This is a genomic window from Mycobacterium sp. SP-6446 (assembly GCF_001954045.1).
Classification (GTDB): Bacteria; Actinomycetota; Actinomycetes; order Mycobacteriales; family Mycobacteriaceae; genus Mycobacterium.
Map to the genome: position 1 here is coordinate 17,267 of NZ_MBEM01000154.1, position 25,869 is coordinate 43,135.

General features: G+C 68.3%; 26 protein-coding genes. 11 read left to right on the plus strand and 15 right to left on the minus strand.

Annotated features, from left to right (window positions below):
• Positions 1-130 precede the first annotated feature (130 nt).
• Positions 131-316, plus strand: a complete 186-nt coding sequence (locus A5736_RS14085; protein ID WP_076063742.1) for a hypothetical protein — start codon at positions 131-133, stop codon at positions 314-316.
• A gap of 65 nt (positions 317-381) precedes the next feature.
• Complete coding sequence (locus A5736_RS14090; protein ID WP_076246855.1) at positions 382-1,356, plus strand: YihY/virulence factor BrkB family protein; 975 nt, start codon at positions 382-384, stop codon at positions 1,354-1,356.
• On the opposite strand, the gene A5736_RS14095 is transcribed toward A5736_RS14090, so the two are convergent.
• A complete protein-coding gene (locus tag A5736_RS14095; protein ID WP_076063738.1) occupies positions 1,357-1,596 on the minus strand; it encodes a DUF3039 domain-containing protein in 240 nt (79 codons plus the stop codon).
• A gap of 53 nt (positions 1,597-1,649) precedes the next feature.
• On the opposite strand from A5736_RS14095, the gene A5736_RS14100 reads away from it, so the two are divergent.
• The 3 genes from A5736_RS14100 to A5736_RS14110 all read left to right on the plus strand — a co-directional run bounded on the left by A5736_RS14100 (position 1,650) and on the right by A5736_RS14110 (position 4,040).
• A complete protein-coding gene (locus tag A5736_RS14100; protein WP_139333308.1) occupies positions 1,650-2,093 on the plus strand; it encodes a DUF3099 domain-containing protein in 444 nt (147 codons plus the stop codon).
• A gap of 129 nt (positions 2,094-2,222) precedes the next feature.
• Positions 2,223-3,212, plus strand: a complete 990-nt coding sequence (gene sigB / locus A5736_RS14105) for a sigma-70 family RNA polymerase sigma factor SigB (protein WP_256386104.1) — start codon at positions 2,223-2,225, stop codon at positions 3,210-3,212.
• Positions 3,213-3,344: 132 nt separating this feature from the next.
• A complete protein-coding gene (locus tag A5736_RS14110; protein ID WP_076063733.1) occupies positions 3,345-4,040 on the plus strand; it encodes a metal-dependent transcriptional regulator in 696 nt (231 codons plus the stop codon).
• Between the two features lie 21 nt (positions 4,041-4,061).
• On the opposite strand, the gene A5736_RS14115 is transcribed toward A5736_RS14110, so the two are convergent.
• Positions 4,062-5,120, minus strand: coding sequence for a DUF4192 domain-containing protein (locus A5736_RS14115; protein WP_076246914.1), 1,059 nt, complete (start codon positions 5,118-5,120; stop codon positions 4,062-4,064).
• A gap of 113 nt (positions 5,121-5,233) precedes the next feature.
• Between A5736_RS14115 and sthA the strand changes: the two genes are divergently transcribed.
• On the plus strand, positions 5,234-6,640 hold the full coding sequence (gene sthA / locus A5736_RS14120) for a Si-specific NAD(P)(+) transhydrogenase (protein ID WP_139333311.1): 1,407 nt from the start codon (positions 5,234-5,236) through the stop codon (positions 6,638-6,640).
• Between the two features lies 1 nt (position 6,641).
• Here the strand turns inward: sthA and A5736_RS14125 are convergent, their stop codons facing one another.
• Positions 6,642-7,460 carry a serine protease gene (locus A5736_RS14125; protein ID WP_076246859.1) on the minus strand — a complete coding sequence of 273 codons (819 nt, stop codon included), beginning with the start codon at positions 7,458-7,460 and terminating at the stop codon, positions 6,642-6,644.
• Positions 7,461-7,666: 206 nt separating this feature from the next.
• On the opposite strand from A5736_RS14125, the gene A5736_RS14130 reads away from it, so the two are divergent.
• The 3 genes from A5736_RS14130 to A5736_RS14140 are packed head-to-tail and all read left to right on the plus strand — an operon-like array spanning position 7,667 to position 10,429.
• A complete protein-coding gene (locus A5736_RS14130) occupies positions 7,667-8,641 on the plus strand; it encodes a proteasome assembly chaperone family protein (RefSeq protein ID WP_076246861.1) in 975 nt (324 codons plus the stop codon).
• Positions 8,642-8,674: 33 nt separating this feature from the next.
• Positions 8,675-9,706: an alpha/beta fold hydrolase gene (locus A5736_RS14135; RefSeq protein ID WP_076122065.1), complete on the plus strand. Its 1,032-nt coding sequence runs from the start codon at positions 8,675-8,677 to the stop codon at positions 9,704-9,706.
• Positions 9,707-9,742: 36 nt separating this feature from the next.
• Complete coding sequence (locus A5736_RS14140) at positions 9,743-10,429, plus strand: PhzF family phenazine biosynthesis protein (protein ID WP_076246863.1); 687 nt, start codon at positions 9,743-9,745, stop codon at positions 10,427-10,429.
• Between the two features lie 23 nt (positions 10,430-10,452).
• Here the strand turns inward: A5736_RS14140 and A5736_RS14145 are convergent, their stop codons facing one another.
• The 3 genes from A5736_RS14145 to A5736_RS14155 all read right to left on the minus strand — a co-directional run bounded on the left by A5736_RS14145 (position 10,453) and on the right by A5736_RS14155 (position 12,079).
• On the minus strand, positions 10,453-10,938 hold the full coding sequence (locus tag A5736_RS14145; RefSeq protein ID WP_076122063.1) for a peroxynitrite isomerase: 486 nt from the start codon (positions 10,936-10,938) through the stop codon (positions 10,453-10,455).
• Between the two features lie 9 nt (positions 10,939-10,947).
• Positions 10,948-11,427 (minus strand): transcriptional regulator NrdR, encoded by a 480-nt coding sequence (gene nrdR / locus A5736_RS14150; protein ID WP_076122062.1) that lies wholly within the window; start codon positions 11,425-11,427, stop codon positions 10,948-10,950.
• Positions 11,428-11,584: 157 nt separating this feature from the next.
• Entirely contained in the window at positions 11,585-12,079 is a 495-nt protein-coding gene (locus A5736_RS14155; RefSeq protein ID WP_076122173.1) for a LysM peptidoglycan-binding domain-containing protein, read from the minus strand.
• A gap of 327 nt (positions 12,080-12,406) precedes the next feature.
• Here A5736_RS14155 and lexA point away from each other — a divergent pair, with 327 nt between their 5' ends.
• Positions 12,407-13,111: a transcriptional repressor LexA gene (gene lexA / locus A5736_RS14160; RefSeq protein ID WP_076246865.1), complete on the plus strand. Its 705-nt coding sequence runs from the start codon at positions 12,407-12,409 to the stop codon at positions 13,109-13,111.
• Between the two features lie 9 nt (positions 13,112-13,120).
• On the opposite strand, the gene A5736_RS14165 is transcribed toward lexA, so the two are convergent.
• The 7 genes from A5736_RS14165 to A5736_RS14195 all read right to left on the minus strand — a co-directional run bounded on the left by A5736_RS14165 (position 13,121) and on the right by A5736_RS14195 (position 22,084).
• Positions 13,121-15,406 carry a hypothetical protein gene (locus A5736_RS14165; RefSeq protein ID WP_254848361.1) on the minus strand — a complete coding sequence of 762 codons (2,286 nt, stop codon included), beginning with the start codon at positions 15,404-15,406 and terminating at the stop codon, positions 13,121-13,123.
• A gap of 407 nt (positions 15,407-15,813) precedes the next feature.
• Positions 15,814-16,974: an acyl-CoA dehydrogenase family protein gene (locus A5736_RS14170; protein WP_076122059.1), complete on the minus strand. Its 1,161-nt coding sequence runs from the start codon at positions 16,972-16,974 to the stop codon at positions 15,814-15,816.
• A gap of 90 nt (positions 16,975-17,064) precedes the next feature.
• Entirely contained in the window at positions 17,065-18,516 is a 1,452-nt protein-coding gene (gene hflX, locus A5736_RS14175; protein ID WP_076246868.1) for a GTPase HflX, read from the minus strand.
• A 46-nt stretch (positions 18,517-18,562) separates the two neighbouring features.
• The gene (dapF, locus tag A5736_RS14180) at positions 18,563-19,447 is read right to left on the minus strand and encodes a diaminopimelate epimerase (protein ID WP_076246869.1); all 885 of its coding nucleotides are present in this window, start codon (positions 19,445-19,447) and stop codon (positions 18,563-18,565) included.
• Between the two features lie 4 nt (positions 19,448-19,451).
• Positions 19,452-20,393: a tRNA (adenosine(37)-N6)-dimethylallyltransferase MiaA gene (gene miaA, locus A5736_RS14185; protein WP_076246916.1), complete on the minus strand. Its 942-nt coding sequence runs from the start codon at positions 20,391-20,393 to the stop codon at positions 19,452-19,454.
• Between the two features lie 8 nt (positions 20,394-20,401).
• Entirely contained in the window at positions 20,402-21,091 is a 690-nt protein-coding gene (locus tag A5736_RS14190; RefSeq protein WP_076246871.1) for a hypothetical protein, read from the minus strand.
• A gap of 30 nt (positions 21,092-21,121) precedes the next feature.
• Positions 21,122-22,084: a DMT family transporter gene (locus A5736_RS14195; RefSeq protein WP_076122055.1), complete on the minus strand. Its 963-nt coding sequence runs from the start codon at positions 22,082-22,084 to the stop codon at positions 21,122-21,124.
• Positions 22,085-22,389: 305 nt separating this feature from the next.
• Between A5736_RS14195 and A5736_RS14200 the strand changes: the two genes are divergently transcribed.
• Positions 22,390-23,718 carry a DUF349 domain-containing protein gene (locus A5736_RS14200; RefSeq protein ID WP_076246873.1) on the plus strand — a complete coding sequence of 443 codons (1,329 nt, stop codon included), beginning with the start codon at positions 22,390-22,392 and terminating at the stop codon, positions 23,716-23,718.
• Here A5736_RS14200 and A5736_RS14205 read toward each other — a convergent pair.
• Entirely contained in the window at positions 23,715-24,332 is a 618-nt protein-coding gene (locus tag A5736_RS14205; protein WP_076246874.1) for a hypothetical protein, read from the minus strand. The genes A5736_RS14200 and A5736_RS14205 overlap by 4 nt on opposite strands.
• Positions 24,329-25,825 (minus strand): tRNA (N6-isopentenyl adenosine(37)-C2)-methylthiotransferase MiaB, encoded by a 1,497-nt coding sequence (miaB, locus tag A5736_RS14210; RefSeq protein ID WP_076122052.1) that lies wholly within the window; start codon positions 25,823-25,825, stop codon positions 24,329-24,331. Before miaB ends, A5736_RS14205 begins: the two co-directional genes overlap by 4 nt.
• Positions 25,826-25,869 lie beyond the last annotated feature (44 nt).

The following is a 25,869-nucleotide window of genomic DNA, read 5'->3' on the forward strand; positions in this document are numbered from 1 at the left end:
ACCTTAGAGCGAATGCCTAAACGCAGGTGGAAAAGCCCGTGAGAAACGACACACCCGATAACGATCGGGGAACAACGCGAAAACCCCGAACGTCTGAGACAGTGAACGTACGAAGGAACGGGAGAAGCCAATGAACGCAACTTTGACCAGTCCCGAGCTGACTAGAGCAGACCGCTGCGACCGCTGCGGTGCCGCCGCTCGGGTACGCGCCAAGCTGCCTTCCGGAGCTGAGCTTCTCTTCTGCCAGCACCACGCCAACGAGCACGAGGCCAAGCTCACCGAGCTGTCGGCCGTGCTGGAGGTCAGCGGCAACTAGGTCCGCCCAACTCACCCACCCGCAATGTGGAGGGCGGGCGCGGTGATCGGTAATGCTGGACTCCTATGAGCGATCAGATCGCAAGGCCGTCCCGCCACCACATCTGGCGAATCAGTCTCCGGACCCTATCCAAGAGCTGGGACGACTCGATCTTTTCCGAGTCGGCACAGGCCGGCTTCTGGTCGGCGCTCTCGCTGCCGCCGCTGCTGTTGGGAATGCTGGGCAGCTTGGCCTACGTCGCGCCGCTCTTCGGCCGGGATACCTTGCCGTCCATCGAAAAAAGCATCATCTCCACGACCCACAGCTTTTTCTCGTCGAGTGTCGTCAACGAGATCATCGTGCCCACCATCCGCGACGTCACCGCCAACGCGCGGGGCGAGGTGGTGTCGCTGGGTTTCGTGATCTCGCTGTGGGCGGGATCGTCGGCGATCTCGTCCTACGTCGACGCCGTGGTGGAGGCGCACGACCAGACCCCGCTGCGGCACCCGGTGCGGCAGCGATTCTTCGCGCTATTCCTCTACGTCGTGATGCTGGTGTTCGCGGTGGTGGCCGCGCCGGTCATGGTGATAGGGCCGCGCAAGGTCAGCGAGCACATCCCGTTCACCTTGGCCAACGTGCTGCGGTACGGGTACTACCCCGCGCTGATTCTCGGCCTGGTGATCGGGATCGTGCTCCTGTATCGGGTATCGCTGCCGGTTCCGCTGCCGACCCACCGGCTGGTCTTCGGCGCCGTGCTGGCGACGGCGTTCTTCGTGACCGCCACGCTGGGCCTGCGGTTCTACCTGAGGTGGATCACCAGCACCGGCTACACGTACGGCGCGCTGTCCACCCCGATCGCGTTCCTGCTGTTCGCGTTCTTCGGCGGGTTTGCCATCATGCTGGGCGCCGAACTCAACGCCGCCATTCAGGAGGAGTTTCCGGCGCCGGCGACGCACGCCCACCGGCTGCGCAACTGGTTGCTGGCGCGGACGCGGTCCGTCAGGGGTTCCACCGATTCCTCGCCGCAGCACGGCTCCGCCGCGGCCGAGCCGCCGGCCTGATCAGCCCTTCTTGAGCTTGTCGTAGATCTGCTTGCAGTCCGGGCAGACCGGCGAGCCCGGCTTGGCCGCCCGCGTGACGGGAAAGACCTCACCGCACAAGGCCACGACGTGGTTGCCCATCACCGCGCTCTCGGCGATCTTGTCCTTCTTGACGTAATGGAAGTATTTGGGGGTATCGCTGCCGGTCCCGTCGTCGACGCGTTCGTCGGTCTCGGTGCGTTCGATCGTCTGGGTCTGCATACCCCTCATTGTGCACTGCCGCCTGCGAAACCGGCCAAGCCGGAATCGATCGCGTGTGGGACAGTGGAGGAATGAAGCGCGGCTCCGATCCGGGGTTCGACGACGACAGGTTCGATGACTTCGACGGCCACAAGGGCCGGCCGGTGCTCATTACCGCCGCCGAACCCTCGTACGAAGAGCAGCATCGCGCGCGAGTACGTAAATACCTGACGCTGATGGCGTTCCGGGTTCCGGCGCTCATCTTCGCCGCGCTGGCCTATGGCGCGTGGCACAACGGCCTGATCTCGCTGCTGATCGTCGCGGCGTCGGTGCCGCTGCCGTGGATGGCCGTGCTGATCGCCAACGACCGCCCGCCGCGGCGCGCCAACGAGCCTCGGCGGTTCGACAACGAGCGGCGCCGCACCCCGTTGTTCCCGACGGCCGAGCGGCCCGCGCTCGAGGCTCGCCGGCACCCGCTGAACCACCCGGGGCCGGGCGGCGACACAGGTTCGGCGTAGGTTCCGGCCAACCGGCCATCGGAACGGACTTCTCAGGACATTCTCAGGTCTGGGACACATTCCTGCACGTCAAAGCGTGTGAGATTCGGATCGGCGGGAACTCCAAAGGCGGGTCTGTCGTTAAACGACGTGACAGTACAAGCCAATCGGGAGGTCGCTATGGCGAACGCCACCACTACCAGGATTGACGGCGATCTAGATGCTCAAAGCCCCGCTGCGGACCTAGTGCGCGTTTATCTGAACGGTATTGGTAAGACCGCGTTGCTCAACGCCGCCGGCGAGGTTGAACTGGCCAAGCGCATCGAGGCCGGGCTTTACGCCGAGCATCTGCTGCAAACGCGGAAGCGCCTCGGCGAGAACCGCAAACGCGAGCTGGCGGCCGTCGCGCGCGACGGCGAGGCTGCGCGCCGTCACCTGCTGGAAGCGAATCTGCGCCTGGTGGTTTCGCTCGCCAAGCGTTACACGGGCCGGGGCATGCCGCTGCTGGATCTCATTCAGGAGGGGAACCTGGGTCTGATCCGCGCGATGGAGAAGTTCGACTACACAAAGGGATTCAAGTTCTCGACGTACGCCACGTGGTGGATCCGCCAGGCGATCACCCGCGGCATGGCCGACCAGAGCCGCACCATTCGGCTGCCGGTTCACCTGGTCGAGCAGGTCAACAAGCTGGCGCGGATCAAGCGCGAGATGCATCAGAACCTGGGCCGCGAAGCCACCGACGAGGAGCTGGCCGCGGAATCCGGAATTCCGGTCGAAAAGATCAACGATCTGCTCGAGCACAGCCGCGACCCGGTGAGCCTGGACATGCCAGTGGGCTCGGAAGAAGAAGCCCCGCTCGGTGATTTCATCGAAGACGCCGAGGCGATGTCCGCCGAGAACGCGGTGATCGCCGAGCTGCTGCACACCGACATCCGCAGCGTGCTGGCCACGCTCGACGAGCGCGAGCACCAGGTGATCCGGTTGCGTTTCGGCCTGGACGACGGCCAACCGCGGACCCTGGACCAGATCGGCAAACTGTTCGGTCTGTCCCGCGAGCGGGTGCGTCAGATCGAGCGGGACGTGATGGCGAAACTGCGCAACGGCGAGCGCGCCGATCGGCTACGGTCGTACGCGAGCTAGCACCGCTAAACCAGAACCTGGTAGCAGACAGTATGCCCGCCGCTGATGCGGCGGGCATACTGTCTGCCTAGGACGCGTTAGACCCATTCGCGCAGCTGGCCAAGTAGACTCAGCGTCGACGGAGGGTGCTGAATGAACGAGCTGGTCGATACCACCGAGATGTATCTGCGCACTATCTACGACCTCGAGGAAGAGGGCGTGACGCCGCTGCGCGCCCGGATCGCCGAACGGCTCGACCAGAGTGGGCCGACCGTCAGCCAGACCGTGTCCCGCATGGAGCGCGACGGACTGCTCCACGTGGCGGGCGACCGCCACCTGGAGCTCACCGACAAGGGCAGGGCGCTGGCCATTTCCGTGATGCGCAAGCATCGCCTCGCCGAGCGGCTGCTCGTCGACGTCATCGGTTTGCCATGGGAAGAGGTGCACGCCGAGGCGTGCCGGTGGGAACACGTGATGAGCGAGGACGTCGAACGCCGACTGGTGAAGGTGCTCAACCACCCGACCACCTCCCCGTTCGGCAACCCCATCCCCGGCCTCTTGGACCTGGGCGTGGGCCCGGACTCCAGGGCCGAGGACGCCGACCTGGTCCGGTTGACCGAGTTGCCCGCCGGGTCGCCGGTGGCGGTGGTCGTCCGCCAGCTCACCGAGCATGTCCAGGGCGACATCGACCTGATCACGCGGCTCAAGGACGCCGGCGTGGTGCCCAACGCGCGAGTGACCGTCGAGACCAGCCCCGCCGGCGGCGGGGTGACCATCCTGATACCGGGCCACGAAAACGTCACCCTGCCGCACGAGATGGCGCACGCCGTCAAGGTCGAAAAGGTCTGAGCCACACCCCTATCCACGCGGCTAGCCCGCGCGTCGGCGGAATGCGCGCCGCGCCGGCAACCGCACGCCGAGGCGCTTGGCCAGGCGATACCCGCTGACCGCCAGCCCGCGGATCTGCTCGGGCCGCAGACCGGACTGCAGCGCGGTGTCCAGCATGCCCGCCATCCGATGGTCCGGCGCGCAGCGCAGCGCGGCATCCAGCGACACGCCGGCGAGCGGCCCGTCGCCGCGGGCGTAAGCGCTGAACGCGAGCAACACCAGCGCCTCGACGCGCCACGGCGGTGGCAGGGCGCGCGCCAGCGCGGCCCACAGCGACTCGGCGTCCCCGGCCTTCTGGCCGACCGCAAGGGCGTACAGGATGTCGCGCACCTGCGGGTCGCTTAGCGCGCAACCCAATTCCGCCACCTCGGCGTCGGAGAGGGGTTGACCACCGGCGACCCGGGCGGCGGCGGCCATCGCGTTGCGCACGTCGCGACGGCAGCGGCCCGCTGGGTCCGCGCCCGGCGCGGCTTCGCGCGCGGCCGCCCGCTCGGTCACCGCGACCGCCAACTCGGGGCGCTGCGCCCGCTCGTCGGGCGCGACGACGGCCTGCAGGTCGGCGCGGCGGCGATAGAGCCGCCGGCCGTCGAGTACCGCCGCGGCCGCCAACGGCGACGCCGACGGGTCGTCGACGGCGCCGCCCGCGCCGCACTCGTCCACACAGTGCCAGCGCCCGCCCGCCTCGACCCGATCCACCACGTGCACCGCCCACAGTTCGATGTCGTGTCGTGCCAGCGCCTCGGTGAGCGCGGCGCTCAGCTGCCGGTACTCCTCGTTGCACCCCGGGCAGTCCGCGCCCTCAGCCTCGACGATCACCGCGATCGCGGCCTCGGGCCCGGCCGCGCCGGCGACCTCGGCGAGATGCCCCACCCGCTCGACGAGTTCCGGACCGAGGTCGACCCGCAGCACCGACCCCAGTTCGCCGTCGCCTACCGACACCAGGACCAGTGAATTCTCCGGAACGAAGCCGAGAACGGCCGGTAGCGCGGCGATCAGCGCGCCGGGATGGTTCAGGTCGAAATCTGCTCGATGCGTCGTCATGGGCCCCACGCTGACGGCCGCCACCGTCAGGCCGCGCTCGCGCCCGCGGACCGGGCCGTCCGTCTGTGGAGAAAGTCGCGACTGTGGGCCTTATCGTCTATCCCATGGGTTCGATGCAGGAGTACGACATCGTCGTCATCGGTTCGGGACCGGGCGGCCAGAAGGCCGCCATCGCGTCGGCCAAACTCGGGAAATCCGTGGCGATCATCGAACGCGGCCGCATGCTCGGCGGTGTCTGCGTCAACACCGGCACGATCCCGTCAAAGACGTTGCGCGAGGCCGTGCTTTACCTCACCGGGATGAATCAGCGCGAGCTCTACGGCGCGAGCTACCGCGTGAAGGACCGGATCACGCCGGCCGACCTGCTGGCGCGGACCCAGCACGTGATCGGCAAGGAAGTCGACGTGGTGCGCAACCAGTTGATGCGCAACCGAATCGACCTGCTGCTCGGGCACGGCCGATTCATCGACCCGCACACCATCGTCGTCGAAGACCCCGGCCGCAGGGAAATGACCACCGTCAGTGGGGAATTCATCGTCATCGCCACCGGCACCCGACCGGCCCGGCCATCCGGCGTCGAGTTCGACGAGGAACGGGTGCTCGACTCCGACGGGATCCTGGACCTCAAATCCCTGCCCGCCTCGATGGTCGTCGTCGGCGCCGGCGTGATCGGCATCGAGTACGCCTCGATGTTCGCCGCGCTGGGCACCAAGGTCACCGTCGTGGAAAAGCGGGACGACATGCTGGATTTCTGCGACCCCGAGGTGGTCGAGGCGCTGAAGTTCCACCTGCGCGACCTCGCGGTGACGTTCCGCTTCGGCGAGGAGGTGACCGCCGTCGACGTCGGCTCGGCCGGCACCGTCACGACGCTGGCCAGCGGCAAACAGATTCCCGCCGAGACGGTCATGTACTCCGCGGGACGCCAGGGCCAGACCGACCACCTCGATCTGCACAATGCCGGCCTCGAGGTGGAGGGCCGCGGGCGGATCTGGGTCGACGACAAGTTCAAGACCAAGGTCGAACACATCTATGCCGTCGGCGACGTCATCGGCTTCCCCGCGCTCGCCGCGACCTCGATGGAACAGGGGCGGCTGGCCGCCTACCACGCGTTCGGCGAAGCGTGCGACGGCATCACCGACCTGCAGCCGATCGGGATCTACTCGATTCCCGAGATCTCCTACGTCGGGGCGACCGAGGTGGAACTGACCAAGGACGCGGTGCCCTATGAGGTCGGCGTCGCGCGGTACAAGGAGCTGGCCCGCGGCCAGATCGCCGGGGACTCCTACGGCATGCTCAAGCTGCTGGTGTCGACCGATGACCGAAAACTGTTGGGAGTCCACATCTTCGGCACCAGCGCCACCGAGATGGTGCACATCGGGCAGGCCGTGATGGGATGCGGCGGCACCGTCGACTACCTGGTCGACGCGGTGTTCAACTACCCGACGTTCTCGGAGGCATACAAGGTCGCCGCGCTCGACGTGACCAACAAGATGCGCGCGCTGTCTCAGTTCCGCCGCTAGGTCAGCAGCTGTCGTCGAGGTCGTTCGGCACGGGATCGCCGGGCCCGCCGGCTTCGGCGCGGGCCAGCAGCTGCGCGGTTTGGGCGTCGAACGGGGCGGAGTACGACACGTTCGCGGCGCACCCGCCGCGCTCGAAGCCACCGATCAGCCCGGTGAGGGTGGTGCCGCTGACCCACGGCGCGCCGCTGGTGCCGTCCACCAGCCCTTCGCACACCACCGAGGGGAAGCCGGCATCGTTGACCGACGTGCTGGTCTGACAGCCGATCGGCGAGCCGCCGACCCCGGCCGGATAGCCCATCACCGTGACGTGGCTGCCCGGCGGCGGCGTGGTACCCAGCGTGAGCGCCAGGCCGACATGTGATTCGACCGAGGTGCCGGCGTCGTTGCTGACCCGCGCGATCGCGTAATCGGCGTGTGGATCCTTGCCGGCCGTCCAGCGCGGGTCCAGGTAGACGGCGTCGGCCTTCCACACCGCGGCGGGCTGGGCGTCGCCGACGAGGCCGGGCGCGAAGGTGATCTTGGCGGCTCCGGCCAAACAGTGCGCCGCCGTGATCATCAGGTTCCCGCCCGTCGAATGCACGACGGAACCCGTGCAGACGTGCAGCGGCCCGTTGTCGATGAAGATCGCGCCGACGCGCCTGTCCGGGTCCACCGGGCCCGCGACCGCCTTCTGCTGGGGCTGGCTCATCCGCTGCACCAACGGGCCGGTGGCCACCGGGACGGTGATGGTGGGGCGCGCATGATCGGCGGGCCGGTCGCACGACGTCAGCAACGCCGCCACCCCGATCACCGCACACAGCAACACCCTCGGCACGCGCATTTGAGTGCAATCATGCCTGACCACGCGCTCGCAAGCACAATCATCGCGGACACGGTGTGTTGATAGTTTTGCCTGCTCGGCGCGGGGCGTACGGCACCGCACAGATTAAGGTCCGGCACCCGAGCGTTGCAGTAATTGGTGCCCATCGATTTGGGGGACACTGGTTTAAGGCACCCTGGAGAAACCCCCGAAAGGAGGCAACCCCGATGGCCCACGATCAAAGCCGGGACGACGGGCTCTATCAGCGAGGGCAGCCCGGCATGTACGAGCTCGAATTCCCGGGACCCCAGCTGTCGACGTCAGACGGCCGCGGCCCGGTGCTAGTGCACGCGCTGGAAGGGTTCTCCGACGCCGGTCACGCGATACGCCTGGCCGCCACGCACCTGAAGGACGCCCTGGACACCGAGCTGGTCGCGTCCTTCGCGATCGACGAATTGCTGGACTACCGCTCCCGGCGGCCGCTGATGACCTTCAAGACCGACCACTTCACCAATTACGACGATCCAGAGTTGAGCTTGTACGCGTTGCGGGACAGCGTCGGCACCCCATTCCTGTTGCTGGCCGGCATGGAGCCGGATCTGAAGTGGGAGCGCTTCGTCACCGCCGTGCGCTTGCTGGCCGAGCGACTGGGCGTGCGCCGCACGATCGGCCTGGGCACCGTCCCGATGGCAGTGCCACACACGCGGCCGATCACGCTGACCGCGCACTCCAACGACAAGGAACTGATCGCCGACTTCCAGCCGTGGATCTCCGAGATCCAGGTCCCGGGCAGCGCGTCCAACCTGCTCGAGTACCGGATGGCCCAGCATGGCCACGAGGTCGTCGGGTTCACCGTGCACGTGCCGCACTACCTGACGCAGACCGACTACCCCGCGGCCGCGCAGGCGCTGCTCGAGCAGGTGGCCAAGTCCGGGTCGCTGGAGCTGCCGCTGTCGGAGCTGACCGAAGCGGCCGCGGAAATCCGGGCCAAAATCGACGAGCAGGTGCAGGCCAGCGCGGAAGTCGCCCAAGTGGTGGCCGCGCTCGAGCGCCAGTACGATGCCTTCATCGACGCTCAGGCAAACAGGTCGTTACTGACTCGCGACGAGGACCTGCCTAGCGGCGAGGAGATTGGCGCAGAGTTTGAGCGATTCCTGGCGCAGCAGGCCGAGAAGAAGTCCGACGACGACGACTCGGGCTAACGCTCAGAACTGGCCCGACAACGAGGTGGGCGGATGACTGAGCGGAAGCGAAAGAGCAATCTTCGCCCGGTGCGGGAAGTGACCGCGCCGACCCTGCAGTTCCGAACCATCCACGGCTACAAGCGGGCGTTCCGCATCGCCGGCTCGGGCCCGGCCCTGCTGCTGATTCACGGCATCGGCGACAACTCCACCACGTGGAATACGGTGCAGGCCAAGCTCGCCCAACGTTTTACCGTGATCGCCCCCGACCTGCTGGGCCACGGGCAGTCGGACAAGCCGCGAGCCGACTACTCGGTCGCCGCCTACGCCAACGGGATGCGCGACCTGCTGTCCGTCCTCGACATCGAGCGCGTCACCATCGTGGGTCATTCGCTGGGCGGCGGGGTGGCGATGCAATTCGCCTACCAATTCCCGCATCTGGTCGATCGGCTGATTTTGGTCGCCGCCGGCGGCGTCACCAAGGATGTCAACGTCGTCTTCCGGCTCGCGTCGTTGCCGATGGGCAGCGAAGCCCTGGCCCTACTGCGGCTGCCCCTGGTGCTGCCGGCGGTTCAGCTGGCGGGGCGTCTGGCGGGCCTGGCGATCGGGTCGACCGACCTCGGCCGTGACCTGCCCAACGTGCTGCGGATACTGGACGACCTACCCGAACCGACGGCGTCGGCGGCGTTCAGCCGCACCCTGCGCGCCGTCGTGGACTGGCGCGGGCAGATCGTCACCATGCTGGACCGATGTTATTTGACCGAGGCCATCCCAGTGCAGATCATCTGGGGCAGCCGCGACGTAGTGGTCCCCGTCCGCCACGCCCGCATGGCACACGCCGCGATGCCCGGCTCCCGGCTGGAGATCTTTCAGCGCTCCGGCCATTTCCCCTTCCACGACGACCCGGCCCGCTTCATCGACGTCGTCCAGCGCTTCATCGACACCACCGAGCCCGCCGAATACGACCAGGCAGCGCTTCGCCAGTTGCTCCGCACGGGCAGCGGCGCGCAAACCGTCTCCGGCCCGGCCGACACCCGCGTCGCGGTCCTCAACGCCATGGGCTCCGACGAACGCAGCGCCACCTGATAATCGCGGCATTGCCCAGCGTCGTACAGTCGGGCCATGGGTATCGACGTCACGGTGCTGCGGGTGTTCACCGATCCCGACCGCAACTTCGGCAATCCCCTCGGCGTGGTCGATGCGAGTCAGGTCGACGCCGGCGACCGGCAACGGCTGGCCGCCCAATTGGGCTACAGCGAAACGATATTCGTCGATCTCCCGACCGCCGGCTCCCCCACTGCGCACGCCACGATCTACACCCCGCGAACCGAAATTCCGTTCGCCGGACATCCGACCGTCGGCCTGTCGTGGTGGCTGCGCGACAACGGCATGCCGGTCAACACGCTGCGGGTGCCGGCCGGCCTCGTGCAGGTCGGCTACCAGGATGAGCTGACGGTCATCAGCGCACGCTCGGAGTGGGCCCCCGAATTGTTCGTGCACGAATTCGATACGGTTGACGACCTGCTCGCCGCCGACCCCGCCGATTATCCCGACGACACCGCCCACTACCTGTGGGCGTGGATCGATCAAACCGCCGGATCGCTGCGAGCCCGCATGTTCGCCGCGAATCTGGGTGTGCCGGAGGACGAAGCGACCGGCTCCGCGGCGATACGGATCACCGACCACCTCAGCCGGGACCTGCGCATCACGCAGGGCAAGGGCTCCATGATCGAGACGACCTGGAGCCCCGAGGGCTGGGTTCGGGTGGCCGGGCGCGTCGTCAATGACGGTGTGACACAGCTGAATTGAGTTCCGGCTGGCACCGGGACCGGTCAGGACTTTCGGTGCAACACCGCGGCGAGGTGATGCTGCATGGGTTGCCCGACGGCACCCATCCGCACCGAGTACGACAGCTCGTCGCCGTCGATGCGCAACGAACGGCCAAGCGCGGACACCTCTTTGGCGGTCGGGGCCAACCCGACGTCGGTGGTGGACAACTCCACCTCGATGCGCTGGCCGGTCACCGAATACGTGCCCACCTCGATTTCGGTGATGCCGCTCGGGTGCGCCAGGACCAGCTCGACGTGACCCGGCTGCGGCACCCGAAGGTATCCGGTCTCGGCGTGCAACGGTTTGCCGTCGGCCACCGCTTTGGTCTTCTGCGCATACGCCAGAAACGGTTTGCCCACATGGGAGAACACGACTTCCTCGAGATACTCGAAGGGCTGGATCGTCGGGTATTCTCCGGCGCCTCGACCGGCCCAGGTGCCGAGCAGAGGCGCCAGCGCCGCGACGTTGGGATGCAAGTCGGCAGGCATGAAAACAGCCTAGCGAGTGGCCGGTTCCGGATCCGTCGGCACGTTGCGGTGCGCGCGCAGCGCTTCGATCTCGCGCTCGAAATCCTCCGCCGACGAGAACGACCGATACACCGACGCGAATCGCAGGTAGGCCACCTCGTCCAGGTCGCGCAACGGCCCCAGGATTGCCAGGCCGACCTCATGGCTCGGGACCTCCGGCGAGCCCGCGGCGCGCACCGCGTCTTCCACCTGCTGGGCCAGTAGGTTCAGCGCGTCCTCGTCGACCTGCCGGCCCTGACACGCGCGGCGGACGCCTTTGATGACCTTCTCGCGGCTGAACGGCTCGGTCACGCCGCTGCGTTTGACGACGGCAAGGACCGCGGTTTCCACGGTGGTGAACCGCCGCCCGCATTCGGGACAGGACCGGCGGCGCCGAATCGCCTGGCCTTCATCGGTTTCCCGCGAGTCGATCACCCGGGAATCGGGATGCCGGCAGAACGGACAGTGCATGACCGCTCCTTCGCCGTGCCGATACCTCGCAGAACACTCCGAGCGTACCCGCGCGCCGCCCACCGGGGCCAATACCGCCGCGATAAGGATCCGTCCACCTCCGCGGGAGCCGAGCAGCCTTGGCGTAGAGCGGTTTTCGCAATGCGCCGCCACGCCGTCAGCCGACCGGCGCGATCAGCGTCTGGCCGGCGTCCAGCGCGGGCGAGTTCAGGTCGTTGAGTTCGCGGATGCGGTCGGCCACCTGGCGAGCCGGCGCGTCCGGCGCCACCCGGTGCGCGACATCTTGCAGGGACTCCCCGGCTTCGACCCGCACGACGGCCAGCCTGTCGGGCACCGCGGCGGCCTTAGGGCCGGAGTCGCCGTTGGCCTGCTGCCCGAGGTTCGCGACCAGCCCCAGCCACAGGGTGATCACCCCGGCGAGCAGGGCCAGCCCGACCGTCGTCAGCAGCGTGACGGGACGCTTGCGATGCGGCGCGACCGACATCGCGACGCCGGTGCCGTGGTAACGCATGGGCGCGCCGGCCGGCCGTGACGAGCGCGGACGGCGGGAGCGCACCAGCCGTTCCCCGTCGTAGCGGGGACAGTCGACCAGCCCACTGGCCGGGCGCCGGGTGCCGCTGGTACGCGGCGAGACTGTGTGGATGACTGTCATGTCCATTCCTCCGGTCAACTAAATCCTCGCTCGTGTGTTCGACTATAGTCGCTCGTGTGTTCGAAACCCGAACATTTGAGCGAAGCGTGTCGGACGACCCAAACGTTAGACCCCGGTACCGACAAGTTCGTCGCCGAACCTCGGCCACCACCCCTCACATGCAGGAGAAGTACCCGGTCCCCCCGAAAGTTACACGCGTGTGATTCACCCGTTTTAGGGTCTTAATTCACCGCCCCTAGAGTCGTTCGACCCCGGTTCGATGACGCCGCGACACGCCAGTCGAACACATGTTTGATTCTTGGCGGCCCGCGGGCTACATTCAGTGCCATGAGCGACAGCAACGACACTTCCGCCGCCGGCGCGGCCGGCCGGTTGCATTCCGTGGATCCATCGCTTACCGAGCGGCAGCGCACCATCCTCAAGGTCATCCGCGAGTCGGTGACCAGCCGCGGTTATCCGCCGAGCATCCGGGAAATCGGAGACGCCGTCGGGCTGACGTCGACGTCGTCGGTGGCTCACCAACTGCGCACCCTGGAGCGCAAGGGGTACCTGCGCCGCGACCCGAACCGGCCCCGGGCCGTCGACGTCCGCGGTGTCGACGACGTCCCGGCGGCGGCGGTGCCCGCCACCGAAGTCGCCGGCTCGGACGCCCTGCCGGAACCGACCTTCGTCCCCGTGCTCGGGCGCATCGCGGCCGGCGGCCCGATCCTTGCGGAAGAGGCGGTCGAGGACGTCTTCCCGTTGCCCCGCGAATTGGTCGGCGAGGGCGCGCTGTTCCTGCTCAAGGTGGTCGGCGACTCCATGGTCGAAGCCGCGATCTGTGACGGCGACTGGGTGGTGGTGCGGCAGCAGAATGTCGCCGACAACGGCGACATCGTCGCCGCCATGCTCGACGGCGAGGCCACCGTCAAGACGTTCAAGCGCGCGGGCGGTCAGGTGTGGCTGATGCCGCACAATCCCGCATTCGATCCCATCCCCGGCAACGAGGCGACCGTGCTCGGCAAGGTCGTCACGGTGATCCGCAAGATTTAGCGAGCGGGGTCAGTCGGCCTTCGTAAAGCCGTTGGCCTGCGCGACTTCTTCGCTGGACAACCAGATCTCGGCGAGCGTGTCCGGGTAGAGCTCGCTCTCCGGGGTGTAGTACAGGCCGAAGCGCGCGCTGGCCTTGATGGGATATCCGTCCGGCATCTGATACGGATCATCCAACGGCAGGTGGATGGTCGGGCGTCCGGCCGGGCCCGAGACCTCTTCGGCGTCGACGGCGGCGTGCCGCCCAGGCCTCGGCCCGGCGGCGGGGACGACGCCCGGTGCCGCGACGTCTGGGGCGGTGTGCGCGACCGCGACGTCGGGATACCCGACGTCCGAATCGACCGGCTCCGGCGCCGCGGCGGGGTAGGCGTCCTCCGGATGGGCAGCATCCGCTGGGGTATGCGGAACGGCCACGTCCGGATATTCGGCTTCTTCGGCCTCAAGGGCTTCGTCAACGTCGAGATAGGCCGGTTCGTCCTCTTCCGGATAGCCGGCCTCCGGGTAGGCGGCCTCGGGGTAGGCGGGTTCTGGGTAGGCGGCCTCGGGGTAGTCGGATCCGGCGAGAACCTCCTCTGACACGACGGGTATGGAATCGGTGTCCACCGCGTCGGGGTCTTCCTCCTCGATCCCCGACTCGATCACCGACTCGATCCCCGACCGGTCCGCGCCCTCATCGGGTGCGGGCGGCCATTCGCCGCCGTATTCCGCGGCGGCCTCGTCGCCGCGCGACCAGCTGACCCGGGCTCCGGACTCGTCGCCCGCCTCTTCGGATGGTTGCGGCTCGCCGAACAGGAAGTGGTCGGTGGCGGCATCGGCGTGGACGCGGGCGTCCTCGTGAGCGTCCTCGTGGCCGTAGTCGTGGCCCCAGTGCCCGTCGGCGACGGCGTCGTAGCCGCCGAGGTCGACGTCGCGGTCGTGCTGGTAGGCGGCGGCCGCCGCGGCCTCCCGCCGGGCGCGACGCCGGCGCAACCCCAAGGGCAGAAACGCCAGCAGCGCAAGCACTATCGCGACCGGAATGACGACCAGCAGATACCACGAATGCCAGGCGAACTTCTTGGCGTGGGGCGGCATCGCCGCGCCGCTGGGCTGATTCTGCCCCGACACCTGCAGGCCGGAGAGCAACGGCGCCAGGTTGGACGGCTCGGTTGTGAACGTGTTCTTCGCGCGGTTCCACGAGATCTTGCCGCCGGTGAACTTCTGCGAGATCACGTCGCCGTCCACGGCTTGATCGCCGACCGGCGCGCCCAGCTTCCCGCCGGCACCGCGAAGCTTGTCCCACGCGGCCTTCATGGCACCACGGACGATGAACGCGCCGTGCTCGCGTGTCCAGAAGATCACCGGCTTGTCGGCAGCGGCGAACGTGCAACTCCGGCTGGAGGGAATGCCGCCGTCGGACTCGTTGGCGATCGGGAACCCCAGGTCGCTTCCTACTGGCCCGCCCGCCGACTCGTACTTGGCCAGAATGTCGCTCTCGATAGCGCTTGCGCCGGTGGCCGGGCTGAAAAACACCTTGCCGCCGGCAAAATTCTGGGCGATTCCGTCACCGCCGATGGGATATTGCCCGCCCTGCTTGGCGCCCAGCGGGCCCGAGGCGCCACCCGCGGCACGCCAGGCCATGTTGATGGCCGCGGTGGGATCGGTCGCCACCTGCAGACCCTTGAGCTGGTCGGCCAATGCCGGCGGGGTGGTGGTGAAGTCCTTGGTCTTGCGGTTCCAGGAGATTTGACCGCCGTTGAACTTCTGCGAAATGACCTCGCCGTCGTAGGTTTCATCGCCGGCCGGTGCGCCGAGCACGCCGCCGGAGCTGCCGAGTTTGTCCCACGCCGCGTTCATCGCGCCGCGCACGACGAACGCGCCGTGCTCGGCCGTCCAAAAAATCACGGGCTTGTCGCTGGCGGAGAAGGTCGCCACGCGGCTGTCGGGTCCGGCGAGGCCGGGAACTTCGTTGATGGTCGGGAATCCGAGATCGCTGTTGACCGGGCCGCCGAGCGCCTCGTACTTGTCCAGGATCGGCCCGTACACGAACTTGGCGCCCGTGTCGGTGGTGTAGAACATCTTGCCGCCGTCGAAGTCCAGGACGAATCCGTCACCGGCCGGGTAGACGTCGCCCTTCCGGGCGCCCAGCGGTGAACCGTCGCCGCCGGCCTTCTCCCACGCGGCCATCATGGCCGCCTCGGCGTCGCCGATCGGGGATGCCGAGGCTCCGGGTGCCAGGAATGCCGCGGCCGCCACGGCGGCCGCCATGCTGATCAGCGCGCGCCCGAATAGCCTGCGCAATCGACCTCCCTGCCCGTTCACCAAGCCTCCCAGCCGACGGATAGGCCCCGGTTTGTGGCCATTCCCGCATCCTGCAGACCCTGCGAGCGGGTGATACCCCCACCGCGAGTGACTAACCCGCGTGGGTACGCATTATCGCCGGGCTCGCATAACTTTGCTCCAGCGAGCAGAAAATGCGAAGCCAAATCACGAATTTTGGGAAAACGGATATCGCTCCGATGTCGAAATGATGCGCGACCGCACCCATGTCGCGACCGGCCAGCATCCAAACGCATGTGCCGACGGTACGCGAGGCCGTCAATTGACCCGGAATCTACCCGGCCAAAACGGCGATACGCGAAATAGATCAATTTGCCGCACGGTCACATTTCGTTGGCCGCCAACGCGATTGCGTCCCGCGCGATGCGCCGACGGCGGCCGCCTCCGGCCTAGACACCGAGGCCGCGGCCGATGATCTCCTTCATGATCTCGGTCGTGCCGCCGTAGATCGTCTGAACCCGGGCATCGAGATAGGCACGCGCGACCGGGTATTCGCGCATGTAGCCGTATCCGCCGTGCAGCTGCAGGCAGCGGTCGATCAGCTGCACCTGCTTCTCGGTGGAGTACCACTTGGCCATCGCGGCCTGTTCGGCCGTCAGCTTCTCCTCGAGGTGCAGCCGGATGAACTCGTCGACCATGACGCGCACCACGGTGGCCTCGGTCGCCAGCTCGGCGAGCACGAAGCGACTGTTCTGGAAGCTGCCGATCGGTTTGCCAAAAGCCTTGCGCTCCTTGGTGTATTGCACCGTGTCGTTCAGCACGGCTTCCATCGCGGCGGCCGCCATGATCGCGATCGAGATTCGCTCCTGCGGCAGGTTCTGCATGAGGTAGATGAACCCCTTGCCCTCCTCGCCGAGCAGGTTTTCGGCAGGAACATGGACGTCGGTGAACGACAACTCGGCGGTGTCCTGCGCGTCCAGTCCGATCTTGTCCAGGTGGCGGCCGCGTTCGAAGCCCTTCATGCCGCGCTCGACGACGAGCAGCGAAAAGCCCTGCGCGCCCATCTCGGGATCCGTCTGCGCCACCACGATCACCAGGTCCGAGTTGATCCCGTTGGTGATGAACGTCTTTGAGCCGTTGAGCACGTAGTGATCGCCGTGCTTGACGGCACGGGTCTTGATGCCCTGTAGGTCACTGCCGGTGCCCGGCTCGGTCATCGCGATCGCCGTGATCAACTCCCCGCTGCAGAACTTGGGCAGCCAGCGCTGCTTCTGCTCTTCGGTGGCCAGGCGCAACAGGTAGGGCGCCACCACGTCGTTTTGCAGGCCGAATCCGATGCCGCTGTAGCGCCCGGCCGTGGTCTCCTCGGTGACGATCGTGTTGTACCGGAAATCGGGGTTGCCGCCGCCGCCGTACTCCTCGGGCACGGCCATGCCGAGGAAGCCCTGTTTGCCGGCCTCGAGCCACACTTCGCGGTCGACGATCTTGGCCTTCTCCCATTCGTCGTGATACGGCGCGACGTGACGATCGAGGAAGGCGCGGTAGGACTCGCGGAACAAATCGTGCTCGGGCTCGAAAAGAGTGCGCTGGTACTTGATGGCACTGCTCATAACTGACCTCCGGGCGACGGGGACTCTGCCGCCCAAGATATACCAACCAGACGGTTGGTCGGCGGCTGGGCGGCCGGGCCCGGCTGAGGCTTACTTCGCGGAGAACTCGCGCAGGCTCGCGGCCAGCGCGACCGGAACGCGGGCCACCAGGCGAGTGCCCTGCGAGTTGTGCTCGGCCTGCTGTACCCGGCCGTCGGCGTGCACGCGGGCCACCAGGTCACCGCGGTCGTAGGGGATCACCACGTCGACGGCGGTGTCGGTGGGCGCCGCGAGTTCGGCGATCCGGCGGCGCAGCGCGTCGATGCCGTCGCCGGTGCGCGCGGACACGAACAGCGCCCCGGGCAGCCCGTGGCGAAGCTTGGCCAGCGTCAGATCGCTTGCGGCATCGACCTTGTTCACCACCAACAGCTCCGGCGGCGGGGCACCGTCGCGGTCGGCCGTGTAGGGGGTGAAGACTTCCGAAATCACCTGCCGTACCGCATCGATCTGGGCAAAGGGGTTGACGTCGGAGCCGTCGACGACGTGCACCAGCAGGTCGGCGTCGACGACTTCCTCCAGCGTGGAGCGAAACGCCTCGACCAGCTGGGTGGGCAGGTGCCTGACGAACCCGACCGTGTCGGTCAGCACGAACGGCCGAGCCCATTTGGTTCCGGGGTCGAACTCCGCGCGCCGGGTGGTGGGCTCCAGCGTCGCGAACAACGCGTCCTCCACCAGCACCCCGGCCCCGGTCAGCGCGTTGAGCAGGCTGGACTTGCCCGCATTGGTGTATCCGACGATGGCGATCGACGGGATGTCGCTGCCGAGCCGACGGCTGCGCTGGGTGTCGCGAGCCTGCTTCATGTCCTTGATCTCGCGGCGCAGCTTGGACATTCGCTCGCGGATGCGGCGCCGGTCCGTCTCGATTTTGGTCTCACCGGGACCGCGCAGACCCACGCCGCCGCCGCTGCCGCCGGCGCGTCCACCGGCCTGCCGGGACATCGACTCACCCCAGCCGCGCAGCCGCGGCAGCATGTACTCCATCTGGGCCAGCGACACCTGCGCCTTGCCTTCCCGGCTGGTGGCGTGCTGGGCGAAGATGTCGAGGATCAGCGCGGTGCGGTCGATGACCTTGACCTTGACGGCCTTCTCCAGCGCGGTCAGCTGCGCCGGTGACAGTTCACCGTCGCAGATGACGGTGTCGGCGCCGGTCGCCAGGACGACCTCGCGCAATTCCTGCGCCTTGCCCGAGCCGATGTAGGTGGACGGATCGGGCTTGTCGCGGCGCTGGATGAGGCCTTCGAGCACCAGCGAGCCGGCGGTCTCGGCCAGGGCGGCCAGCTCGGCCAGGCTCGCCTGGTTGTCGGCGGCGCTGCCCTGCGTCCAGACGCCGACCAGCACCACGCGCTCCAGCCGGAGCTGGCGGTACTCGACCTCGGAGATGTCGGCGAGTTCGGTCGACAGCCCGGCGACGCGGCGCAGCGCCGATCGGTCTTCGAGGGCGAGCTCGCCCGCGCTGGGTTCTAGATCCGGCTGATCGTGAAAGGGAGTTTCTGGATGAGTCATAGGCAATTAGCAATAGTGCACGCTAAATCGGTTGCGCGCACCCGATTTAGCGCTGCTGTGCGCGCCACCATTCCTCGCTGATCTCGCCACGGGCCACCAGCACCGACGGGCCGCGCAGGTAGCTGGTGGCGTCGGTGATGGTGACCGTGACGTCGCCGCCCGGCACCCGTACGGTCAGCGTCCCGGTGTCCGCGCCGGCATCGGCCAGCGCGGCGACCGCGGCGGCGACCGTTCCCGTGCCGCAGGATCGGGTTTCGCCCACACCGCGCTCGTGGACCCGCATGTGAGTCACCCCGCCGACGGCCGGGGTGAGGACTTCGACATTGACGCCGTCGGGGAATTGCGCGCGGTCGAATTGCACCGGGGCGGCCACGTCCAGCGCGGCGAGCTCGTCGGGGGTCAGCCGCGGATCCACGCACGCCAGGTGCGGGTTGCCCACGTCGACCGCCAGCCCGGTGAATCGCCGGCCGCCGACGACGGCCGCAAACGCGTCGCCGCCGCTGCCCAGCCGGTTCGCCTTGCCCATGTCGACGGTGACGTCGGCGTCGGTCGCGTCGGCGTGGTGCAGGGTGACCGGCCGCGGGCCGGCCAGCGATCCCACGACGAACTCATCGCGCGACTCCAGACCGCTGACCCGCAAGTAGTGTGCGAAGACCCGCACACCGTTGCCGCACATCTGAGCGATCGATCCATCGGCGTTGCGGTAATCCATGTACCAGTCGCTCGTCCCGACGCCGTCGGGCAGGCGCTCGAGCACCCCGGTGGCCACGGCCGCGTCGGCCGTGGTGATCCGCAGCACGCCGTCGGCGCCCAATCCGCGGCGCCGGTCGCACAACGCGGCCACCGACTCCGGGGTGAGCGCCAGTTCGGCGCCGACGTCGGGCAGCAGCACGAAATCGTTTTGCGTGCCGTGCCCCTTAGCGAAGATCACCAGCTCAGGATACGTGCCGCCACGCCCGCACCGCTTCGTCGACGACGCGGGTGCGGTCGGCTTCGCCTTTTTCAGACTCGAGCCAGTGCACCCGGTGGTCGCGGCGAAACCAGGAGCGCTGCCGCCGCACGTACCGGCGGGTGCCGACGTAGGTTTGTTCGCGCGCCGCGCGCAGCAGGTCGGACGCGCCGCCGGCGTCCAGCGCCGCGAGTACTTGGGCGTAGCCCAGCGCACGCGAGGCGGTGACGCCGTCGCGCAGGCCCTGTTTGAGGAGTGCGCGTACCTCGTCGACCAGGCCTTGCTCGAACATCGTATCTGTGCGGCGCGCCAATCTCTCGTCGAGAAGCGTTGTGTCACAATCTAATCCGATGATGACGGTGCCCCAGCGCGGAGTGCCGATGCGCGGCGCGGACGCGGCGAACGGCTGGCCGGTGAGCTCCACCACTTCGAGCGCCCGTACCGTGCGCCGGCCGTCGGTGGGCAGGATCGCGGCGGCCGCCGCGGGGTCGCGCCGGGCCAGCTCGGCGTGCAGCGGCCCCACCCCCTCCTCGGCGAGCCGTCGCTCCCAGCGCGCGCGCACCGCGGGATCGGTCGCGGGGAACGACCAGTCGTCGAGCAGCGACTGGACGTAGAGCATCGAGCCGCCGACCACCACCGGCAGCGCGCCCCGGGCGGCGATCGCGTCGATGTCAGCGGCGGCGGCCCGCTGGTAGCGGGCGACGGTCGCGGTCTCGGTGACGTCGAGCACGTCGAGCTGGTGGTGCGGGATGCCGCGGCGGGCCTCGACGGGCAGCTTGGCGGTTCCGATGTCCATGCCGCGATAGAGCTGCATCGCGTCGGCGTTGATGATCTCTACCGCGAGTTCGCCGCTGAGACGCTCGGCGACGTCGAGCGCCAGCTGCGACTTGCCGGTACCGGTCGGGCCGATGATCGCGAGCGGTCGCACGGCTTGGCTCACGGCTGCCAGGCGCCGACGAAGTAGCCCACCCCGTAGGGCGCTCCGCGGTAGAGCTCCTTGGCCGATCGCGGCCCCGGTTCGGCCAGCCCCGCCAGCACGTGGAAGGCGACCCGGCCCCGGATCTCCGGCGCCAGCCGGGTCAATGCGGCGGCATCGCCGGTTGCCAACGCGTCGTCGAGGGCCAGCTGGGCGTCGGCGTTGCCGGGGTGGTAGCCGCCGGGCGCGCTCGGTGTCAGGGTGTTGGCGCCGTCGGCGATGACCAACACTCCGACAGGGTCGGGCGCCCGGTCGATCGCGGCGCGTAGTTGCCGGCCATGCGTCAGCGCGGTGTCGGCGTCGTGGTCATCGCGGTAGACGTGGACCCGCGCGCTGGCCTCGGGCCGGACCTGGCCGCGAACCCAGGCGGCAAGCAGCGCGCACAGAGGCATCTCGGCCGGTCGCTCGGCCGCGGTTTGGGGCGACAGCCGGACCCGCACGTCGGCGCCGAAGCCCGCGAAGGTGCCCACGCCGTCGGGACCGAGGACGTCGTCCGCTCGTCCCGTCCCGACGACGATCCAGCGCGGCGGCAGCAGGGCGGCCGCGGCCAGGACCGCGGCGGACGCGTCGGCCAATTCGGCGGCGGCCGTTCCGGCGAGCTGCGGGACGAGCACCGGCGCCGAGGGAATGATCGCGATGGCGCTCAGCACGCCACCAAACTAACGGACGGATCGACCGCGTCAGGTGATCGTGCGGCTTTCCTCCGACGGGGCCGCATCGCTCTGCGGCGGTTCGTCCTGCGCCGCGGGAGCCACGGTGCGCTTGAGGTCGCGCCCAGTCTCCGCCGCGATCGACGCGGCCTCCCCACGGGCCAGCGCTACCGTCGCGACAATCACCATGGCCACCGCCGCGACCAGCACGAACGCCTGGGGCCCGTGGGCGTCGAACGTCTCGCCGAGAAGAAACACCCCGAGTACCCCGCCGACTAGCGGCTTGGCCACGGTCATCGTCGGCAACGACGCGGTCAGCGCCCCGGCACGAAAGGCCGACTGCTGGAAAATCATCCCGGCCAGCATCAGCACTAGCCACGGAAAGAACTCCGGCGAAGTCAGGGCGGCGCCCAAGCCTTCTTCGAGCAGTTCGACGAGGCCCTTGGTCAGCACCGCGAACAACGCCAACGACGAACCCGCCACCAGGGCCAGCAGCACGGCCGCGACCGGGCGACCGGACCAGATGCGCGCCCCCAGCAAACACAACACCAGGATGGGACCCATGACCAGAGCCACGATGATCCACTGGGACAGCGCTCCCCGCTGCTGACCGACCGTCGGGTCGCCCACGATGATGACCACCGCCAAAGAACCGGCCAGCACGATCGCCCAGATCCACTCCCAGCGGGTGACCCGGTGCCCGGTCAGCCGCGCATAGATCGGCAGGGCAAACAGAAGCGCGGTCACCTGTAGCGAGGTCACCAAGACCACCGACCCCCACGCCAGGGCCCCGGCCTGCAGGCTGTAGTTGACGATCGCCGCCAGGCCGCCCAACCACCACCGCTTGTCGCGCAACGACATACGGAACAACTCGAGATGCCCGACGTGTTTGTCGGTGATTTCGTGTGCGGATCGCTGCCGGATGACGTCGCCCATCGCGGAGGCCAGCGCCGCGCACAAGGCAATCAGTGCCGCGACGTCCACTTTGGACATGGGAACCCCCTCACCAGCGCTCCCCCCAAAGCTTTCCGTACACGTGCAGTTTCATACGGGTTCTCGACTACTGTAGTTCGACTGTAGTTCGACCGGGGTGCCATCCCGGCCACAATCGCGGCGCGGCGAGCGCATCAATACTTATCGCCGGCCCTCACCATAGAGGGCTGCCAAGGTGGCCGCGCACAGTCCGCCAAGCTGCTTGAATACTGTGGGAAGCGCTTAGGGAAGTATCGGTGCCGCTACGCGCGGCAGGCGCGCGGAACACCACCCGCGCGAAGGTGGCAAAGGGCAGGTGACGAGCGATGACCGCTGACGAGCCCCGCGGCAACGATTCACCTACGCCGTCGCCGCGTCCGGGACCGCGACCCGGGCCGCGACCGACTTCGCGGCCCGCAATCCACCCGGTCGCCGTGCCCCCGTCGAGCGATCCGCACCAGTTCGGGCGCGTCGACGACGACGGCACCGTCTGGCTGATCAGCGCGGCGGGCGAACGCATCGTCGGATCCTGGCAGGCCGGCGACCGCGAGGCCGCGTTCGCACACTTCGGCCGCCGGTTCGATGACCTCGCCACCGAGATCACGCTGATGGAAGAACGGCTGACGTCGGGTACCGGCGATGCCCGCAAGATCAAAGCCCACGCATCCGAACTGGCCGAGGCGCTGCCGACCGCGTGCGTACTGGGCGACATCGATGCCCTCGCGGGCCGGCTGACGACGCTGCTCGAGCACGCCGGGGCGGCGGCGGCCGCCGACAAGTCCCGCCGCGAGGAGCATCGCGCCGCTCAGACCGCCCGCAAGGAGGCGCTGGCGGCCGAGGCCGAGCAGCTGGCCGCAAACTCGACCCAATGGAAAATCGCCGGCGACCGGCTGCGAGCGATCCTCGACGAGTGGAAGACGATCAGCGGCCTGGACCGCAAGGTCGACGACGCGTTGTGGAAGCGCTACTCGGCCGCCCGCGAAGCCTTCAACCGGCGCCGGGGCGCCCACTTCGCCGAGCTGGACCGCGAGCGATCGGGGGTTCGGGAATCCAAGGAGCGGCTCTGCGAACGGGCCGAAGAGCTGTCCGATTCGACGGACTGGACCGCGACCAGCGCGGAATTCCGCAAGCTGCTCTCCGAATGGAAGGCGGCGGGCCGGGCCAGCAGGGACGTCGACGACGCCTTGTGGCGCCGCTTCAAGGCCGCCCAGGACACGTTTTTCACCGCACGCAATGCCGCTGCGGCGGAAAAGGATTCGGAGTTGCGGGCCAATGCCACCGCCAAGGAGGCGCTGCTCGCCGAAGCGGAGAAGCTCGACACGAGCAATCACGACGCGGCCCGGGCGGCGCTGCGATCGATCGCGGAGAAGTGGGACGCGATCGGCCGAGTCCCCCGTGAGCGCTCCGCCGAGTTGGAGCGGCGGCTGCGGGCGGTCGAGAAAAAGGTGCGCGACGCCGGTGAATCGGATTGGTCCGATCCCCAGGCGCAGGCCCGCGCCGAGCAGTTCGCGACCCGGGCCGAGCAATACGAACAGCAGGCGCGCAAGGCCGAGGCGGCCGGCCGCACCAAAGAAGCCGAGGAGGCCAAAGCCAACGCCGCGCAGTGGCGGCAGTGGGCCGACGCGGCGGCCGAGGCGCTGACGCGGCGGACCTAGGCTTCGGGTTTTTCCGGACCGTCGGGTTTTTCGGGGGTTTCGTTTTTGTCGAGGCTGTCCAGCAGCGTCTTCGACTGCTGCTGCGCCACGATCCGGCGCCTTTGCTCCTCGGCCGCGAGTTGCACGATGGTGCGGGCCCACACCACCCGGGCCCAGTGAAACGTCAACAGAATCACCGTGATCCACGCCACGATCAGGCCCACACCCGGGCCGGGATGACCGGCGGCCACGGTCTGGCGCGACCACACCGCCAGCAGCCCGGCGCCGCTGGCGATCGCCGTGCCCGCTAGCGCGATCCATGCCAGCGCCCACCGCCGGGTCAGCAATGCCAGCATCGAGAATCCGACGCCGAACACCAGCGCCAGCCAGGCGAACACCCGCAACGGCAGGCCCAGCGCGGCCGCACCCGCACCGTGGCTGGAAAACAGGACATCCCATCCCCGCACAGCGCCGGTGTGCGGCAGGATGAACGAACCCAGCAGCACGAACACCAGAATGGCGACGACGAATGCCCTTGGGCCGGGGTCGATCTCACGCGCGACGCGGCGCTCCGCGGCCTCGATTTCGGCACGCAGGGCGTCGATGTCGGCGTGTTCCTTTTCCTGTTCATTCATAGCGCGCATCCAAGCGGTTGGGCGGTGGCGGCGGACGGCCCCACACCGGGCATGCCGAGGCCGACGCCGCGCGGGCGTTGTCCTGCGGAGTCACCGGCCCGCGTGCGGCGGTGGGTCAGCACCCCGGCGTCCGCGACGAGGTGGTGCGGCGCGGCCCCGGTGACGGCCGTGGTGATGATGTCGCCGGGCCGCACCGCCGTGTCGGCGGAAAAGTGCACCAGCCGGCCGTCGCGGGCGCGTCCGGTCATGCGCGATGTCCGGCTGTCCTTGCGTCCTTCGCCGGTGGCCACGAGCAACTCGACGGTCTGCCCGATCAGCGCGCGGTTGCCCTCCAGCGAGATCTGCTCCTGCAGCTCGATCAGGCGCTCGTAGCGTTCCTGCACAACAGCTTTCGGGATCTGGCCGTCGAGTTCGGCGGCCGGGGTGCCGGGCCGCTTGGAGTACTGGAAGGTGAACGCGGCCGCGAACCGAGCCTGCCGCACCACGTCGAGCGTGGCCGCGAAATCCTCTTCGGTCTCGCCGGGAAATCCGACGATCAGGTCCGTGGTGATGGCCGCGTGCGGCATCGCCGCCCGAACCCGGTCGATGATGCCCAGATAACGATCGGCGCGGTACGACCGCCGCATCGCGCGCAGCACCCGGTCGGATCCGGACTGCAGCGGCATGTGCAGGGCCGGGCACACGTTCGGCGTCTGCGCCATCGCCTCGATAACGTCGTCGGTGAACTCGGCCGGATGCGGGGAGGTGAACCGGACGCGTTCCAGCTTGTCGATTTCTCCGCAGGCGCGCAGTAGCTCGGCGAAGGCGCCGCGATTCCGCGGCAGCTCGGGGTCGGCGAAGGAAACCCCATAGGCGTTGACGTTCTGGCCGAGCAGCGTCACCTCGAGCACGCCGTCGTCCACCAGGGACCTCACCTCGGCCAGAATGTCGTCCGGACTGCGGTCGACTTCCTTGCCGCGCAACGACGGGACGATGCAGAAGGTGCAGCTGTTGTTGCACCCGACGGAGATGGAAACCCAAGCGGCGTACGCGGATTCGCGTGCGCTGGGCAGCGACGACGGAAACTGCTGCAACGCCTCGGCGATCTCTACCTGGGCGACCTTGTTGTGCCGGGCGCGGTCGAGCAGCGTGGGCAGCGATCCGATGTTGTGCGTGCCGAAGACGACGTCGACCCACGGCGCCTTGCGCAGCACTGCGTCTCGATCTTTTTGGGCCAGGCAGCCACCGACCGCGATCTGCATATCGGGATTGCCCCGCTTGCGCGGAGCCAGATGGCTGAGGTTGCCGTACAGCTTGTTGTCCGCGTTCTCGCGCACGGCGCAGGTGTTGAACACCACCACGTCGGCATCGGTCCCGTCGGCGGCCCGTTGGTAGCCGGCCGCCTCGAGCAGCCCGGCCAGGCGTTCGGAATCGTGGACGTTCATCTGGCAGCCATAGGTGCGCACCTGGTAGGTACGCGCCCCCGAAACGTCTCGGGCCACCGTCGAAGTCACGGGGCCATGGTACGGCGACCGGCTCCCACCGGATTAATCCGCAG